Annotated in this window: 13 protein-coding genes and 1 pseudogene; 8 read left to right on the top strand and 6 right to left on the bottom strand. The window is 58.5% G+C overall.

Annotation, left to right across the window (positions count from 1 at the left end; all coding sequences use genetic code 11):
• Positions 1–15: 15 nt before the first annotated feature.
• From pcaK to pcaC, 4 genes are all read left to right on the top strand, one after another.
• Complete coding sequence (pcaK, locus tag H8S59_RS13275) at positions 16–1,365, top strand: 4-hydroxybenzoate transporter PcaK (RefSeq protein ID WP_187521698.1); 1,350 nt, start codon at positions 16–18, stop codon at positions 1,363–1,365.
• A gap of 16 nt (positions 1,366–1,381) precedes the next feature.
• Complete coding sequence (locus tag H8S59_RS13270; protein ID WP_187521697.1) at positions 1,382–2,734, top strand: 3-carboxy-cis,cis-muconate cycloisomerase; 1,353 nt, start codon at positions 1,382–1,384, stop codon at positions 2,732–2,734.
• Between the two features lie 153 nt (positions 2,735–2,887).
• Complete coding sequence (pcaD, locus tag H8S59_RS13265; protein ID WP_187521696.1) at positions 2,888–3,676, top strand: 3-oxoadipate enol-lactonase; 789 nt, start codon at positions 2,888–2,890, stop codon at positions 3,674–3,676.
• A 14-nt stretch (positions 3,677–3,690) separates the two neighbouring features.
• Entirely contained in the window at positions 3,691–4,089 is a 399-nt protein-coding gene (gene pcaC, locus H8S59_RS13260) for a 4-carboxymuconolactone decarboxylase (protein ID WP_187521695.1), read from the top strand.
• Between the two features lie 192 nt (positions 4,090–4,281).
• On the opposite strand, the gene H8S59_RS13255 is transcribed toward pcaC, so the two are convergent.
• A complete protein-coding gene (locus H8S59_RS13255; RefSeq protein WP_187521699.1) occupies positions 4,282–4,668 on the bottom strand; it encodes a hypothetical protein in 387 nt (128 codons plus the stop codon).
• Between H8S59_RS13255 and H8S59_RS13250 the strand changes: the two are divergent.
• From H8S59_RS13250 to H8S59_RS13245, 3 genes and pseudogenes are all read left to right on the top strand, one after another.
• A pseudogene (locus tag H8S59_RS13250) lies at positions 4,601–6,097 on the top strand (PAS domain-containing protein); the annotation flags it as partial. The gene H8S59_RS13255 and the pseudogene H8S59_RS13250 overlap by 68 nt on opposite strands.
• Before the next feature lie 33 nt (positions 6,098–6,130).
• Positions 6,131–6,739: a methyl-accepting chemotaxis protein gene (locus H8S59_RS27325; protein WP_425504577.1), complete on the top strand. Its 609-nt coding sequence runs from the start codon at positions 6,131–6,133 to the stop codon at positions 6,737–6,739.
• Entirely contained in the window at positions 6,736–8,220 is a 1,485-nt protein-coding gene (locus H8S59_RS13245; RefSeq protein ID WP_187521693.1) for a chemotaxis protein CheW, read from the top strand. Before H8S59_RS27325 ends, H8S59_RS13245 begins: the two co-directional genes overlap by 4 nt.
• Positions 8,221–8,232: 12 nt before the next feature.
• Here H8S59_RS13245 and H8S59_RS13240 read toward each other — a convergent pair whose 3' ends face one another.
• The 5 genes from H8S59_RS13240 to H8S59_RS13220 all read right to left on the bottom strand — a co-directional run bounded on the left by H8S59_RS13240 (position 8,233) and on the right by H8S59_RS13220 (position 14,061).
• Entirely contained in the window at positions 8,233–9,495 is a 1,263-nt protein-coding gene (locus tag H8S59_RS13240; protein WP_187521692.1) for an arsenic transporter, read from the bottom strand.
• Between the two features lie 315 nt (positions 9,496–9,810).
• A complete protein-coding gene (xopAW, locus tag H8S59_RS13235; RefSeq protein ID WP_187521691.1) occupies positions 9,811–10,545 on the bottom strand; it encodes a XopAW family type III secretion system calcium-binding effector in 735 nt (244 codons plus the stop codon).
• Between the two features lie 112 nt (positions 10,546–10,657).
• Complete coding sequence (locus H8S59_RS13230; RefSeq protein WP_187521690.1) at positions 10,658–11,716, bottom strand: sensor histidine kinase; 1,059 nt, start codon at positions 11,714–11,716, stop codon at positions 10,658–10,660.
• Positions 11,713–12,462: a response regulator gene (locus tag H8S59_RS13225; RefSeq protein WP_187521689.1), complete on the bottom strand. Its 750-nt coding sequence runs from the start codon at positions 12,460–12,462 to the stop codon at positions 11,713–11,715. The genes H8S59_RS13230 and H8S59_RS13225 overlap by 4 nt, the downstream gene beginning before the upstream one ends.
• 402 nt (positions 12,463–12,864) lie before the next feature.
• Entirely contained in the window at positions 12,865–14,061 is a 1,197-nt protein-coding gene (locus H8S59_RS13220) for an amino acid aminotransferase (protein WP_187521688.1), read from the bottom strand.
• 386 nt (positions 14,062–14,447) lie between these two features.
• Here H8S59_RS13220 and uvrB point away from each other — a divergent pair, with 386 nt between their 5' ends.
• Positions 14,448–16,463, top strand: a complete 2,016-nt coding sequence (gene uvrB, locus H8S59_RS13215) for an excinuclease ABC subunit UvrB (RefSeq protein WP_095097053.1) — start codon at positions 14,448–14,450, stop codon at positions 16,461–16,463.
• The last annotated feature ends 117 nt before the right edge of the window (positions 16,464–16,580 follow it).

Below are 16,580 nucleotides of genomic sequence, written 5' to 3'. Positions count from 1 at the left end.
TAACAAGGAACCACCATGACGCTCTCGGCTCGCGTGCCCGAGGCCGGTACACTCGATGTGCAGGCCTTTATCAATGCTCAACCCTTGTCCCGTTATCAGTGGCGAGTGGTGATCCTGTGTTTTCTGATTGTATTTCTTGATGGTCTCGACACGGCCGCCATGGGTTTCATCGCCCCCGCGTTGAGTGCGGAGTGGGGCATCGACCGTGCCAGCCTTGGCCCGGTGATGAGCGCCGCGCTGATCGGCATGGTGTTCGGTGCGCTGGGTTCCGGTCCGCTGGCTGACCGTTTCGGGCGTAAGGTCGTGCTGGTCGTGGCCGTTTTTCTGTTCGGTCTGTTCAGCCTGCTGTCGGTGTACAGCAGCAACATCGATCAATTGCTGATCCTGCGCTTGCTCACCGGTCTTGGCCTTGGCGCTGCGATGCCCAATGCCACCACGTTGCTCTCGGAATACACCCCGGAGCGTCTCAAGTCATTGCTGGTGACCAGCATGTTCTGCGGCTTCAACCTCGGCATGGCCTGCGGCGGTTTTGTTTCCGCCAAGCTGATCCCTGCCATGGGTTGGCACAGCCTGTTGATGCTTGGCGGGATTCTGCCGCTGATCCTCACTGTGGTGCTGATGATCTGGCTACCGGAATCGGCGCGTTTTCTGGTGGTACGCAACCTCGGCGTGGACCGGATTCGCAAGGTGCTGGCCCCGATCTCCCGTCAGGAAGTCAACGCCGCCAAAGACTTCAGCGTGCCGGAACAGAAAACCGTGCGCAGCCGTAACGTTCTGAAAGTCATATTCTCCGGTACTTACAGCGCTGGCACCTTATTGCTGTGGCTGACCTATTTCATGGGCCTGGTGATCGTTTACCTGCTGACGAGTTGGTTGCCGACCCTGATGCGCGACAGCGGCGCGAGCATGGAACAATCGGCCTTTATCGGGGCTCTGTTTCAGTTTGGCGGCGTATTAAGCGCGGTTGGTGTGGGCTGGGCCATGGACAAGTACAACCCGCACAAAGTGATTGGCTGCGCGTACTTTCTGGCGGGCGTGTTCGCCTGGCTGGTGGGGCAGAGCCTGGGTAATGTCGCCGTGTTGGCGACTCTGGTGCTGTTGGCCGGTATGTGTATCAACGGTGCGCAATCGGCAATGCCTTCGCTGGCGGCGCGGTTCTATCCCACTCAGGGTCGTGCCACGGGGGTTTCGTGGATGCTGGGTATCGGGCGTTTCGGTGCGATTCTCGGCGCATGGGCAGGTGCCACGTTGCTGGGCCTGGGCTGGAATTTCGAGCAAGTACTGACCGCGCTGGTGGTGCCCGCGGCACTGGCGGCCATTGCGGTGCTGATCAAAGGCTGGGTCAGCCATTCGGATGCCACATGAATTCTGGAGTCATGTTTTGAACAGATCGAGTCAGCAACTTTTCGACGCGTATTTCAGCCAGCCGAAGATGAGCGAAATCTTCTCAGATCATGGTCGGCTGCAAGGCATGCTCGACTTTGAAGCGGCGCTGGCCCGGGCCGAGGCCGGCACGGGGTTGATTCCCGCTGAGGTGGTCGAAGACATTCAGGCCAGTTGCCGCGCCGAGCTGTTCGACCTTGCCGAGTTGGCAGTTGCGATTGGCAACGCCGGTAATTCAGCCATCCCGCTGGTCAAGGCGCTGGGCAAGAAGATCGCTGCACGTAATCCAACGGCTGAACGCTACGTGCACATGGGCGCTACCAGCCAGGATGTGATGGACAGCGGACTGGTGCTGCAATTACGCGCCGCCATTGTGTTGCTGGAACGGGATCTGGCTGAGCTGGCTGAAACGCTTTCCGGACAGGCCCAGCGCTATGCCGCGACGCCATTGGCCGGGCGCACCTGGTTGCAGCAGGCGACCCCGGTCACTCTCGGCATGAAAATCGCCGGATGGCTGGGGGCGGTAACCCGTCATCGTCAACGCTTGCAAGAACTCAAACCAAGGTTGTTGAGCCTTCAGTTTGGCGGCGCTTCCGGCACCCTCGCGGCATTGGGCAATCACGCCTTGCCCGTTGCCGAAGCGTTGGCCCGCGAAATGCAACTGAGCTTGCCGGAGCAGCCATGGCACACCCAGCGTGACCGTCTGGTGGAGTTCGCCAGCTGGCTGGGCCTGATCGCCGGTAGCCTCGGCAAGATTGGCCGGGATATCAGTCTGTTGATGCAGACTGAAGTGGGCGAAGTCTTCGAGCCAGCGGCAGCAGGCAAGGGCGGATCATCGACCATGCCCCACAAGCGCAATCCTGTGGGAGCGGCGGTGATGATCAGCGCTTCCGTGCGCGCACCGGGGCTGGTTGCGACGATGTTCGCGGCCATGCCTCAGGAGCACGAGCGCAGCCTCGGTCTGTGGCACGCCGAATGGGAAACCTTGCCTGAATTGTGCTGCCTGGTCTCCGGATCGCTGCAGCAGGCTTTGCAAGTGATTCCTGCGCTGGAAGTTAACGCAGAGCAGATGCTCACCAATCTGGATTCCACCCAAGGCCTGGTGCTTGCCGAGGCGGTCAGCATCGCTTTGGCCCAGCGCATAGGTCGCGACGCTGCGCATCATCTGATTGAACAAAGCTGCCGTCGAGCCGTTCAGCAGGGCCTGCACCTGCGCGAAGTGCTTGGCGCAGATCCACAGGTCAGTGCCGAGCTTTCTGCCGCAGAACTGGACCATCTGCTTGATCCTGCCAACTACCTGGGCCTTGCGCAGCAGTGGGTGGAGAGGGCGGTGGCTTTGGCCAAGATTTAGCGCAGGACTTCAACTGTGGGAGCGGTGCTTGCCCGCGATAAGGCTGAACGCGGTTCACTTTAGATCGCGTCCAGCCTTATCGTCGGAGTGCCGCCCAGACCAAGCACCGCTCCCACAGGGAATGATTTCCAATTCAACCCACAGGAGCCAAAAATGCCTTTCATCAAACTCCCCGACGGCGATCTGCATTACCAACTCGATGGCCCGCAAGGCGCGCCGGTTTTGCTGTTGTCCAATTCGCTGGGCACCAATCTGAGCATGTGGGATTCGCAGATGTCTGCTTTCACCGAGCACTTTCAGGTGCTGCGCTACGACACCCGCGGGCACGGTCAATCGCTGGTGACCGAAGGGCCTTACAGCATCGAGCAGAACGGCCGCGACGTATTGGCCTTGCTGGACGCCTTGCAACTGCCGAGCGTGTTGTTCTGCGGTCTGTCCATGGGCGGTCTGATTGGCCAGTGGCTGGCGATCAATGCGCCGCAGCGTCTGCAACGGGTGGTGGTGTGCAACACCGCGGCGAAGATCGGCACTCCTGATGTCTGGAACCCGCGTATTGAAACCGTCTTGCGCGACGGCGAAGGCGCTATGCAGGCACTGCGCGAGGCGTCGGTTGCACGCTGGTTCACTCCTGAATTTGCCAAAGCCGAGCCGCAGCGGGTAGAGCCTGTGGTGGACATGCTGGCCCAGACCTCACCACAGGGCTATGCCGCCAACTGCGCAGCGGTGCGCGACGCGGATTTCCGCGAGCAGATCAGTGCAATTACGCTGCCGGTGCTGGTGGTTTGCGGCACCCAGGATGCTGTTACCACACCCGCCGACGGGCGTTTTCTGACCGAGCGCATCGCCGGTGCCGAGTACGCCGAATTTCACGCTGCACACCTTTCCAGCATCGAAGCGGGAAGGGCGTTTGGTGATCGTGTCGTGACTTTCTTGAAAGCCTGAATCCGGAGTTTGCAATGGACGAAAAACAACGTTACGAAGCCGGCATGCAAGTGCGTCGCGCTGTGCTGGGCGATGACCATGTCGACAACAGCCTGAAGAAACTCACGCCGTTCAACGAAGAGTTTCAGGAAATGATCACCCGCCACGCCTGGGGTGACATCTGGACTCGCCCTGGCCTGCCGCGTCACACCCGCAGCCTGGTGACGATCGCCATGCTGATCGGTATGAACCGTGAAGGCGAACTGCGCCTGCATCTTAAGGCGGCAAAGCACAATGGTGTGACTCGCGAAGAGATCAAGGAAGTGCTGATGCAGAGCGCAATCTACTGCGGTATTCCGGCGGCCAACGCGACGTTTCACCTGGCAGAAGAGGTCTGGGATGAAATGGGCGTCGAGTCGCTCGACAAGGCATGATGAACGCTCAATGCAACACTGCATCAAGGTGCATTTTGCAGAGCGTGTATTGAGTTATCAGTAGACAGTGATTTAAAGAAGTTAAGGCCGCTTTAAGACTGAAGAGTCGGGCGGTCTTTTTTGCGATATGACCTTCTGCCGTTATGCCTTTTCAGTATGAGGGCTGCAAAAGCTCAATAATTGTCTTTGTCCTCAAAGGCACTTTGACGTCAGGTTAATTGGATCCATATTTGAATCCAGATAAGGGCGATCGGGCGGTGTTGTCGGCTGTACAGCACGGCGGTGCGGGACCTTGGCGGCAATGGAAAAGTTCCGGAAAATATTATCGGATCTATTGAAAATAATGATTATCAAGGGCAGCGGAATAACGTAAGTTACGCTCAATCCGTCATTAATGGCACATAGCCACCCGCTGATCGGATGGTTGTGAAGTTTCATTAAGGAAGTTTCAGTCAGGGCCGACAACGCAACAATAAGAACCCGACGATTGCTCCCTTTTCGAGACCCGCCCATGTCTACTCCATCTGCAAACTCATCTGTTGAATCTGCCATCGATCTGAACTCTTTGATGAATGCCATCAATCATTCCCAGGCGATGATCGAGTTTGATCTGGAAGGCAACATACTGCAGGCCAACGCCAATTTTCTCGACAAGGTGGGCTATCGTCTCGAAGAAGTTCAGGGCCGCCATCATCGGATGTTCTGCACCCCGGAATACGCTTCAAGCCCTGAGTATGCCGATTTCTGGCGAAAGCTGGCGGCCGGGCAGTTTGATCAGGGGCAGTACAAACGGCTGGGCAAGGGCGGCAACGAAATCTGGTTGCAGGCGACGTATAACCCGATTCTGAATCAGGCCGGCGAGCCGTTCAAAGTCGTGAAGTTCGCCACGGACATTACCGATCAGCGCATGCGCAATGCGGAGTACGAAGGCAAGGTTGAAGCCATTCAGCGTTCTCAGGGCGTGATCGAGTTTGATCTTAATGGTCGCGTGCTGGCGGCCAATGAAAATTTTCTTAATGTTCTTGGCTACCGTCTGGACGAAGTGCTGGGCCAGCACCATCGCATGTTCTGCGATGATCAATACCTCAACAGTCCGGCCTATCGGGCCTTCTGGGCCAAGCTTGAACGTGGTGAATACGATTCCGGCGAGTACATGCGACTGGGCAAGGGCGGGCGTGAAGTCTGGATCAGCGCCACCTACAACCCAATCTTTGATCCCGATGGCCGTCCGTACAAAATCGTGAAGTTTGCTAACGACGTCACTGAAGTGCGTGCCCGCAATGCCGAGTTCGTCGGCAAGGTCACCGCCATTGAGCGCTCTCAGGCGGTGATTGAATTTGACCTGACCGGCAAAGTCCTGTCTGCCAACCCTAATTTCCTCGCGGTGTTTGGTTACGAGCTGGACGAAGTGATCGGCCAGCCGCACCGGATGTTCTGTACCGAAGAGTTCGGTTCCAGCATGGGCTATCGCGAGTTTTGGGAAAAACTCGGTCGCGGCGAATACGACACCAATGAATATCGACGCAAGCGCAAAGACGGCAAGGAAATCTGGATTCAAGCCACTTACAACCCGATTCTCAACTCCCATGGCCAGCCTTACAAAGTGGTCAAGTTCGCGCTGGATGTCACCGAAATAAAAGAAAGCAGCGCTGAACGCCAGGGCAAGGTCAATGCGATTGATCGTGCGCAAGCGGTGATCGAGTTCGATATGGCGGGCAATATCCTTGATGCCAACGCCAACTTCCTCAAGTCGCTGGGTTACAGCCTGCAAGAGCTGCGTGGTCAGCACCACCGGATCTTCTGCGAGGAAGAATATGTGCGTAGCACGGCCTATCGCGAGTTCTGGCATGACTTGTCTCAAGGGCAGTTTTTCTCCGGACGTTTCATGCGCTTGAGCAAGTTCGGCCAGCACATCTGGATTCAGGCGACTTACAACCCGGTGTTCGACAGCGATGGCAAGCCTTATAAAGTGGTGAAGTTCGCCACGGACATCACTCAACAGGTCGAACTGGAAGAAGCCATCGAAGCCAAAACCCGAGCAATGGACGCTTCAGTGCAAAACCTGATGAGCGCCATTTCCTATGTGGCGCAGAGCACTGATCAGGCTACTGACCTGGCCAGGCTGACCCGTGAACAGGCCAGTCAGGGCTCGGAAACGCTGGTCCGGGCAGCCGAAGCCATGACCATGATTGGCAAGTCTGCTGAAGATATTCAGGACATCATTCAGGTCATCAGTGAAATCGCCAGCCAGACCAACATGCTCGCGTTCAACGCAGCCATCGAGGCCGCAAGGGCCGGTGAGCATGGACTTGGCTTCTCGGTGGTGGCTGATGAGGTGCGCAAGCTGGCCGAGAAGTCCTCCCAGGCCACCAAGGAAATCAACAAACTGATCCTGGAAACCGTCAGCCGGATTAAATCCGGCAGCGAGATTTCCTTGAGTGCCGGCAGCGCGTTCGAGCAGATCGTCAAAGGGGTCAACGAGACCACCGTGGCCATCGACAGCATCAATGCCGCAACCGCCAAGCAAATGGATTCGGCGGGTCAGGTCGAAACCCTCATTTTCGAATTGCACCAGACCAAGGTTGGCAATGAGCAGGGCGTTGTGAATACCAGTGCCCGTACCAGCAAGCCTTCCGGGCTGCCTGCATGAACACCCTGCGCGCCTACGGCGTGGTGCAGATAAATGGCGCGTTTCTGGGCATCGAAGCCACCTCGTTGATGGAGGCCGTGCACTGGCCGACCAATCTGCAGCGCCATCCTGTCACGCGCGGTGTACTGGCCGGGGTCTTCACCTTACGGGGCAGACCGGTTCCGTTGGTGGATCTACGATCTTTGCTCAGCGACGACATGCCAGAGCAAGCGCCAACCCCGCTGGTTGCCATTCTCAAGTACAACGGCGGCCTGTTGGGCGTTGCCATTGATGCCGTGTGCGACATCGTCAAGGCATCCGACGCTCAGCTCTGCCCATTGGGGCCGGGCGGCGAGGGCGGCGGGTTGATCCCCACGCTGATCATGACCGGTGATGACAGTCGCTTGATCTACATGCTGGATCTGGCGTTTCTGGCAAGCTTTCCCGGCGTGCTGTTCGCCGCGGACACGGCGGCGGGCCCGATCAGTCGCGATACGTTGCAAGCGAAAAGCCAGTTGCGTCATTACCTGGTGTTTGAGTGTGACGGGCAGCATTTCAGCATTGATGCCAGCGTGGTCACCGAGTTGGTGGACAAGCCGCAGGTCGCGCCGACCGATTTTGGGAATGGCTATTGCCTGGGCGTAACCGTGATCCGTGATACTAAAATTCCGGTCCTGAGTTTGTCTCAAGTGTTGGGTTTCGATTGCAGTAACGCGCAAGCCAAGAGCCAGCTTTTGTTGCTGACGGCCACCGACGGCAGGGTGTCCGGTTTTGGTTACGACCGAATGGTTGCCATTGAGCGTCGAGACCCCCACAGCCTGCTGCCGATGCCTGCCTATGGCTTGCGCGAGCCGGAGCTGTTGGCTGGTGTAATGAACCTCGGTGAAGGATTGCAGGCTGTACTGATCAATCATCAGGCTCTGCTGGAGAGATCCGGAGTCAAGAACTACGCCGCGCTTTATCAGACTCAACCGCAATCATCAGAAAGCCGGGCGAGCAAGGCGAAAGCGGTCATGCGTCAGGCCTGTCTGTTATTCAAGTCGCCGACCCAGTTCGTCGCGCCGCTCAGTCAGGTACTGGAAATTCTTTCGATACCGACGCACATGATCGGCCTTGCTCAGCCGGAAAATCACTTGCTGGGGCAATTCAATCTGCGGGGCGAGCAGCTTCCACTGTTGTGTCTCAGCAGCCTGATCGAATCGCTGCCGCAACCCCATACGCCGCTGTCGCGGGTGCTGGTCGTCAGGGGAGAAACGCTGACGTTTGGCTTTGCAGTGTCCCAGGTGGAAGCCATTGATTCGTTCAACCAGTTTGACCCGACGATGCTCGCTCAGGGTTGGCAGACCAATGCGGGCAAAGTGGTGTCGGTCAATGATCGGGCGCGCTCGCTGGTGAGCATCGGCAGCGGCGCAAACAGCTGGCGGGCCACGTTGATGGACCTGCAGGGCATTGCCCGGCAACTGGAGGCAAGGCTGTTGCAACCTGCCAGTGCCGTGGCCTGACAGGCTATGTTGTCAGCCGGCGGTAATCGACAACGCCGCCAGTGCGCCAATCAATGCCGGTGGCATGACCAGAACTCCCAGCCGTAGAAAGCCCATCGCCGTGACGTTTTCACCTTCGCGGCGGATGGCGATCAGCCAGAGCAAGGTTGCCAGCGATCCGGTGATGGAGAGGTTGGGGCCCAGATCCACGCCTATTACCAATGCACTGGTGGTTTCGGTGGGCAGCTGGGCGATGTGGCCGACAGAGCCTGCAATCAGGCCGGCCGGCAGATTGTTGATCAGGTTGCTGGCAATCGCCACGATCACACCGGATGCCCACGTCGCCTGAGTGGCCGATTGGTCGGCCAGCGATTTCAGCGCGTGGGCCAGATGATCGATGACCCCGGTCAGTGCCAAACCCTCAACCAGCACGAACAAACCGGCCACCAGCGGCAAGACACTCCAGGAAACCGCCTTGAGCACCGGCAGCGGGTTAAGCCGCTGACGTATGTGGATCAGTGCAGCGGTAGCGATGCCTGCACAAAACGTCGGTAGCCCGAGTTGTACATCCAGCGCCGATGCACTCAGTAATACGATCCCCGTCAGCACAATTCCGAACGCCGTCAGACGTGCACCGCTGGACAGCGGTTGCAGGGTGATGTCTGTTTCGAGAGGTTTGCGCAGGTGGGTACGTTGCGTGAGGCGCAGCACGAGATAGGTCAAGCCAATGGCCGCAATCGAAGGCAGGCTGAAGTGCCAGAGCCAAGTTGCCAACGGCGGCATGTTGCTGCCGAATATCACCAGGTTGGCCGGGTTTGAAATCGGCAGGACAAAACTGGCCGCGTTGGCGATGAAGGCGCAGATAAACAGATAGGGTAGGGGCTCGGCTTTGGCGGCGCGGGCCGCTGCGTAGACGGCAGGCGTCAGGACAACGGCGGTTGCGTCGTTGGACAGAAACACGGTGACCAAAGTGCCGACCAGAAACACCAGATCAAACAGTCGTTGTCCCGAGCCTTTCGCGTGTTTTGCGGCAAGCATGGCCAGCCAGTCGAACAGGCCTTGCTGTCGGGCCAACTCAGCCAGGACCATCATGCCGATCAGAAACAGGTAGACATCACCGCCTTCCGCCACCGCACCGAGCGCCTTGTGCAGTGGGATGAATCCCAACGCCGTGAGCAGCACCGCGGCCCCCATCGCCCAGACAAATTCCGGCACGCGCCACGGTCGTATGATGACGCCGCAGATGGCTAAGGCGGCGACAATCCAGATAACCATGGCGGGGTCGAATGCGGGCATTTGCGGTACTCAATAGGCAGGCAAATGTCAGACCGGTGACGATGGGGACAAGTTCGTCCACTGGCGCAGAATCAGGATGCGTTTTGATGTTGCTGAAACGCTGCGCTCGTTTGGCAAACATTGGATCTGTAGGAGTGAGCTTGCTCGCGATCACGTCAGGTCAGACGACATCTTCTTAACAGATCGACAGCTATCGCGAGCAAGCTCACTCCTACAGGGTCCTTGTTTCTACGCGACAGCGCGGCGTCTGGACAACGGAGGCGTCACAGGTTTTGTGCTTTGCCTGACAGAGGTCTATCAGGCAAAGGTCTCACATCAGGCAGCCGTATCGAGATACTTGCCGACCGGCTTGTTGCCGCTGGTGTCGTAACGCTCGGTCAATGCTGCAACCATTCTGCTCAAGGCCTCAGAGGCTTTGTTTTCGGCGGTTGTGCCGTCGTTTGAGGTGGCGCCAAGGGCGCTGGTGAGTTCATCGGCGCTGATGCTGCCGTTGCCATCAGCGTCCAGCGAGCTGAACAACTGATCGCTGGATTGCTGTGTCGAGGCCGGTGGAGCAGGGGGCTGTTGCGGTTGCAGGCTGGCGGTCAGTTCTTCAAGGCTGACGGTGCCGTCCTTGTTGGTGTCCAGTGCATCAAACACCTGGGCGCTATCGGCGGTGCTGCCCGCGCTGCTCAAGCCGGCGGTCAGCTCGTCGCTGCTTACTGTACCGTCGCCGTCGGTGTCCAGCGCGCTGAGCACGTCCTCGGCGACATCGGTCGCAGGCTGGCCGCCTGGAGGCGGTGGCGGGGTGAGAGCTGCCAGCTCATCGGCGTCGAGGGTGTCATCTTCGTTGCTGTCCAGGCTGCTGAACGCTTCACTCAGCGTAACAGTAATGCCGTCCTTGCTGTCGGAGGACGAATTTGCGGCGCTCAGCTCATCTTTACTGACACTGCCGTCGCCATCGGTGTCCAGTTTGGCCAGCAATTGCTCCTGGAATTTCTTGCTCGCAGCGGTACTTGCGCTGGAGCTGGTGTAGCTCGAATAGCTGTTGTTACTAACGCCACTGATCATCAGGCTGACTCCCTCAGGTTGATTGATCCGGTGACGGTGCACCGGCTTGTCAATCTTCCTGGGGGCAGGTGTCGAGGGTATGTGGGCTGTGTATCGGCGTCGTTACGTCCGCTCAGAAGCGCGGCAAGACCAGCATTGCGGTCAGGCCGCCACCTGGGGTTTCGGCCAGTGACAAATCGCCGCCCATGCGCCGGGCGGCGTCGCGGGCGATGGTCATGCCCATACCGACGCCACCGGAGTTGCGGTTGCGCGAGCCCTCCAGACGGTAGAAGGGCTCAAACACGGCTTCATGGTGCTCGATGCTGATCCCGGGGCCGTGATCAATCACCATGACGCGCACGTGTTGCGCGTCATCGATAATCTCGACCCGCGCCTGACCGGCATAACGCAGCGCATTGTCGATCAGGTTATTGATGCACGAGCGCAGGGCCATGGGCTGGGTCTTCAGCGGCAGGCACTGGCCGCTGGATTGCACGTCATCGCCATTGTCCTGAGCGTTTTCAGCCAGGGACTCAATCAAGGCCTGCAGATCGAACAATTGCACAATTTCACTGGTACGTTGCTCATTCAGGTAGGTCAGCGTGGCATCGAGCATGCCAATCATGTCGTTCAGATCCTGAGTCATCTGCCCGTGCAGTCTGGGTTCGTCGATTTGCTCGACCCGCAGTTTCAGGCGCGAAAGGGGCGTGCGCAGGTCATGGGAGACGGCTGCAAGCATGCGCCCGCGCTGTTGCACCTGCTCGCGGATGCGTTGCTGCATCAGGTTGAATGTCTGTGCGGCCTGCCGGGCTTCCAACGGACCTTTGACTTCCATGGGTGGGCTGTCGAGGTTTTCGCTGAGTCTTTCGGCGGCATTGCTCAGCCGTTGAATCGGTCGGCTCAATGCCTTCGCGCCGTACCAGGCAGCGATCACCAGAGTAATCAGCTGGAAGATCAGCGGCACGACAGGACCGCGGAAAAACGGTGGTCTGTGGCCCGGCGGCGGACCGTTCTCTGGACGCTGAAAAGCACGTCCTTCGATCTGCTGCCCTGACTCGGACATGGGTGGAGGCGGTGGTGGTGGAAACCCGTAGAACCTGAACCACATGAACGCCAGCAGGTGCGCGAGCAAAATAGCAATCAACGCGCCCCCAAATAGGCGGGCGAAGAGGGTGTCAGCGGAGCGGATCAACCAATATCCCTTGCATCGAACAGGTAACCCTCACCGCGAACGGTTTTGATCAGCTGTGGATTTTTCGGGTCATCTCCCAGCTTCTGACGCAGGCGTGAGACCAGCAGGTCAATGCTGCGATCAAAGGCTTCTATGGAGCGACCGCGAGCGGCGTCCAGCAGTTGCTCACGGCTCAATACCCGACGCGGACGTTCCAGAAAAACACGCAACAGGCGGAATTCAGCGTTGGACAGTGGCACCACCAGACCATCGGCGGCGATCAATTGGCGCAGCACGCTGTTGAGGCGCCAGGCATCGAAACGTACGGTGGAGCGCTCATCGTTGCGATCATCACGCACGCGGCGCAACACGGTCTGGATACGGGCGACGAGTTCGCGAGGCTCGAAAGGTTTGGCCATGTAATCGTCGGCACCCAGCTCCAGACCAATGATCCGGTCGGTGGGTTCACAGCGGGCAGTGAGCATCAGAATCGGGATGTCCGAGGTGCTGCGCAGCCAGCGACACAGTGACAGGCCGTCTTCGCCGGGCAGCATGAGGTCTAGGACGATGACGTCGAAGTTTTCTTCTTCCAGCGCCTTGCGCATTTCAGTGCCGTCGGTCACGCCCCGGCACTGGATGTTGAAGCGTGCCAGGTAATCGCAGAGCAATTCGCGAATCGGTACATCGTCGTCGACGATCAGGGCGCGGGTATTCCAGCGCTGGTCGCTGCTTTGTGGGATTTCAGCTGAAGTTTCGGTTGATTGCATGATGCGACCACTGCCTGGTGATGCCGCCATCACTGGCCGCTATTGAAGATCAACGCTACCCGCCATGCTACTTCGCCGGGGGGCGCGGCGAAAGGGTGGCGTGAAGGGGTGTCGGAGGCATGTCTGGAATGTATCGGAGTTGGTACAAAGGTTCGAGGCGTGGCTATGCTGGGTTAATTTTTCTGTGAGGGATCATACCTGCCTGCACGCTTGCTCAGCCCTTGACCTTGTAGGACCGGCTTTAGCCGGGAGAGCAGTGTTTCTGGCGAAGAAAGATTTGTCGAATGTCCCGACGCCCTCCCGGCTGAAGCCGGTCCTGCGGGATACAAATAAAATGGGATACAAATAAAAAAGGGAAGCCAGACACTCGTCTGCTTCCCTTTTTTTCACCACGGTGAAGGCTTAGATCACCTGGATAATCGCCTTGCACACGGTATCGATGTTGCTCTGGTTCAGCGCAGCAACGCAGATGCGGCCGGTGTCGAGGGCGTAGATGCCGAACTCGTTACGCAGGCGATGCACCTGCTCGGTGGTCAGGCCTGAGTAGGAGAACATACCGCTCTGACGACCCACGAAGCTGAAATCCTGGCCCGCAGGGTTGTTGGCAAGACGCTCGACCATCCCCTTGCGCATGCTCTTTATGCGTACGCGCATTTCGCCCAGCTCTTCTTCCCACTTGGCGCGCAGTTCAGGGCTGTTGAGTACCGCGGCAACGATGGTTGCGCCATGCGTCGGCGGGTTGGAGTAGTTGGTGCGGATCACGCGCTTGACCTGGGACAGGACGCGGGCGGTCTCTTCTTTCGAGTCAGTGATGATCGACAGCGCGCCGACACGTTCGCCGTACAGCGAGAAGGATTTGGAGAACGAGCTGGAAGCAAAGAATGTCAGGCCGGATTCAGCGAACAGACGAACTGCAACCGCATCTTCGTCAATGCCGGTGCCGAAGCCCTGATACGCCATGTCCAGGAACGGCACGTGGCCTTTGCTCTTGACCACTTCCAGCACTTTTTTCCAGTCGTCCAGCGTCAGGTCTACGCCGGTCGGGTTGTGGCAGCAGGCGTGCAGTACGACGATCGAGCCGGATGGCAGATTCTGCAGGTCTTCCAGCATGCCGGAACGGTTCACGTCATGGCTGGTCGCATCATAGTAGCGATAGTTCTGCACCGGGAAACCGGCAGTTTCAAACAGGGCTCGGTGGTTTTCCCAGCTTGGATCGCTGATGGCCACGACGGCATCGGGGCGCAGTTGCTTGAGGAAGTCAGCGCCGATCTTCAGTGCGCCGGTGCCACCCACGGCCTGAGTGGTCAGAACGCGGCCGGAAGCGATCAGCGGCGAATCGGCACCCAGCAGCAGTTTTTGTACGGCAAGGTCGTAAGCCGCGATGCCGTCGATCGGCAGGTAGCCACGAGGAGCGTGTTGAGCCACGCGAATATTCTCTGCTTCGGCAACGGCGCGCAGAAGGGGAATACGTCCTTCTTCGTTGCAATAGACGCCCACGCCAAGATTGACCTTGGTGGTGCGGGTATCGGCGTTGAATGCTTCGTTGAGGCCCAGGATAGGATCGCGTGGTGCCATTTCGACAGCGGAGAACAGGCTCATTTTTGTGGCGGCTCTGTGTGAGGGGTGAGGGGAAACCCGCTCTGAACCGAATGCGCCAGAGCGGTGCACAATCGGGGAGTCAGTATAGAGAGCATCGCGGACCGGGGCGACAGCCGGTGACGGGTTTTTTGTGGGTTTTTGCAGTTGTTTGTCCGCCTTTGGTCATATTGCCACCGGCATTCCGCAGTGAGGCGCTTTAGTACCTGCCGATTCAGCAGGTTGAAAGTAGTGGGTTGAAAGCTGGCGATGGCGACTCCATCTGTAGTCTCATCACTTCATATTCTGTACGACTGATCCGCTAGCGGGTCAGACGCACGCCGTTCTTTGGTTTTCGCGTTGTGACTTGCGTGAGCCTGTATGCGCGTAAACCACCAAAGAGGTACGTCATGTCCGAGTTTCAGCTCGTAACCCGTTTTGAGCCTGCTGGCGATCAGCCAGAGGCTATTCGCCAGCTGGTCGAAGGGATCGATGCCGGGCTGGCGCACCAGACCCTGCTGGGTGTGACCGGCTCAGGCAAGACATTCAGCATCGCCAACGTGATCTCTCAGGTGCAGCGCCCCACCTTGGTACTCGCGCCGAACAAGACCCTGGCCGCGCAGTTGTACGGAGAGTTCAAGGCATTTTTCCCGAACAACGCCGTGGAGTATTTCGTCTCTTATTACGATTACTATCAGCCTGAGGCGTATGTGCCGTCGTCGGATACCTTCATTGAGAAGGATGCGTCGATCAACGACCACATCGAACAAATGCGTCTCTCCGCAACCAAGGCGCTGCTGGAGCGCAAGGACGCCATTATCGTCACCACGGTGTCCTGCATTTATGGTCTGGGCAGCCCGGAAACCTATCTGCGCATGGTGTTGCACGTGGATCGCGGCGACAAGCTCGATCAACGCGCCTTGCTGCGTCGCCTGGCTGACCTGCAATACACCCGCAATGACATGGATTTCGCCCGGGCCACGTTCCGGGTGCGCGGTGATGTGATCGATATCTATCCCGCCGAGTCGGATCTGGAAGCGATCCGCATCGAGTTGTTCGACGATGAGGTGGAGAGCATTTCGTCGTTCGACCCGCTGACCGGTGAGGTGATCCGCAAGCTGCCACGCTTTACCTTCTACCCCAAGAGCCACTACGTCACGCCACGGGAAACCCTGGTTGAAGCGATGGAGGGTATAAAGGTCGAGTTGCAGGAGCGTCTTGAGTACCTGCGCACCAACAACAAGCTGGTTGAAGCCCAGCGTCTTGAGCAGCGGACCCGTTTCGATCTGGAAATGATCCTGGAACTGGGTTACTGCAACGGCATTGAAAACTACTCGCGCTACCTGTCGGGGCGTCCTTCCGGCGCGCCGCCGCCCACGCTGTACGACTATCTGCCGCCTGATGCGCTGCTGGTCATCGACGAGTCCCACGTCAGCGTGCCGCAGGTCGGTGCCATGTACAAAGGCGACCGCTCACGTAAGGAAACCCTGGTGGAATATGGGTTCCGTCTGCCTTCGGCACTGGATAACCGGCCGATGCGATTTGACGAGTGGGAAGCGGTCAGTCCGCAGACGATCTTTGTCTCGGCGACACCGGGCAACTACGAGGCCGAACACGCCGGTCGTATCGTCGAGCAGGTTGTGCGGCCAACCGGTCTGGTAGACCCGCAAATCGAGATTCGTCCGGCGCTGACCCAGGTGGATGATCTGCTCTCGGAGATTACCAAGCGCGTTGCGCTGGAGGAGCGGGTGCTGGTCACTACGCTGACCAAGCGTATGTCCGAAGACCTGACCGATTACCTGGCAGACCACGGCGTGCGGGTGCGTTATCTGCACTCTGACATCGATACGGTGGAGCGGGTGGAGATTATCCGCGATCTGCGTTTGGGGACTTTCGATGTATTGGTGGGGATCAACCTGCTGCGCGAAGGCCTGGATATGCCAGAAGTGTCGTTGGTGGCGATTCTCGATGCGGACAAGGAAGGCTTCCTGCGTTCCGAGCGCTCACTGATCCAGACCATTGGTCGTGCGGCCCGTAACCTCAATGGGCGGGCGATTCTGTACGCGGATCGCATCACCGGCTCCATGGAGCGCGCCATCGGCGAAACCGAGCGGCGTCGCGACAAGCAGATCGCGTTCAACCTGGCCAATGGCATCACGCCAAAAGGCGTATTCAAGGATGTGGCCGACATCATGGAAGGCGCCACCGTGCCGGGCTCGCGCAGCAAAAAGCGCAAAGGCATGGCCAAGGCGGCGGAAGAAAGCGCCAAGTACGAAAACGAGCTGCGCTCACCGAGCGAGATCACCAAGCGTATTCGGCAACTGGAAGAGAAAATGTACCAGTTGGCCCGCGATCTGGAGTTCGAAGCTGCAGCGCAGATGCGCGACGAAATCGGCAAGCTGCGGGAGCGGTTGCTGACGGTTTAGCGATTCGACCAGTTAAAGCCGGGATCATGTGGGAGAAGCTGACGTGGGACCGGCTTTAGCCGGGAAGGCGTTATTTCAGACGACCCGTTTTCAGCGCCTGTACTGGCCTCTTCCCGG

The sequence above is a fragment of the Pseudomonas folii genome (assembly GCF_014357575.1).
GTDB lineage: Bacteria > Pseudomonadota > Gammaproteobacteria > Pseudomonadales > Pseudomonadaceae > Aquipseudomonas > Aquipseudomonas folii.
This window is presented reverse-complemented; position numbering and strand designations above follow the sequence as displayed.

Coding starts and splice junctions, on each gene's coding strand:
- pcaK (WP_187521698.1), top strand. CDS start 16: ATGACGCTCTCGGCTCGCGTGCCCGAGGCCGGTACACTCGATGTGCAG.
- pcaD (WP_187521696.1), top strand. CDS start 2,888: ATGCCTTTCATCAAACTCCCCGACGGCGATCTGCATTACCAACTCGAT.
- pcaC (WP_187521695.1), top strand. CDS start 3,691: ATGGACGAAAAACAACGTTACGAAGCCGGCATGCAAGTGCGTCGCGCT.
- H8S59_RS13255 (WP_187521699.1), bottom strand. CDS start 4,668: ATGGCATTCATCAAAGAGTTCAGATCGATGGCAGATTCAACAGATGAG.
- H8S59_RS27325 (WP_425504577.1), top strand. CDS start 6,131: ATGGACGCTTCAGTGCAAAACCTGATGAGCGCCATTTCCTATGTGGCG.
- H8S59_RS13245 (WP_187521693.1), top strand. CDS start 6,736: ATGAACACCCTGCGCGCCTACGGCGTGGTGCAGATAAATGGCGCGTTT.
- H8S59_RS13240 (WP_187521692.1), bottom strand. CDS start 9,495: ATGCCCGCATTCGACCCCGCCATGGTTATCTGGATTGTCGCCGCCTTA.
- xopAW (WP_187521691.1), bottom strand. CDS start 10,545: ATGATCAGTGGCGTTAGTAACAACAGCTATTCGAGCTACACCAGCTCC.
- H8S59_RS13225 (WP_187521689.1), bottom strand. CDS start 12,462: ATGCAATCAACCGAAACTTCAGCTGAAATCCCACAAAGCAGCGACCAG.
- H8S59_RS13220 (WP_187521688.1), bottom strand. CDS start 14,061: ATGAGCCTGTTCTCCGCTGTCGAAATGGCACCACGCGATCCTATCCTG.
- uvrB (WP_095097053.1), top strand. CDS start 14,448: ATGTCCGAGTTTCAGCTCGTAACCCGTTTTGAGCCTGCTGGCGATCAG.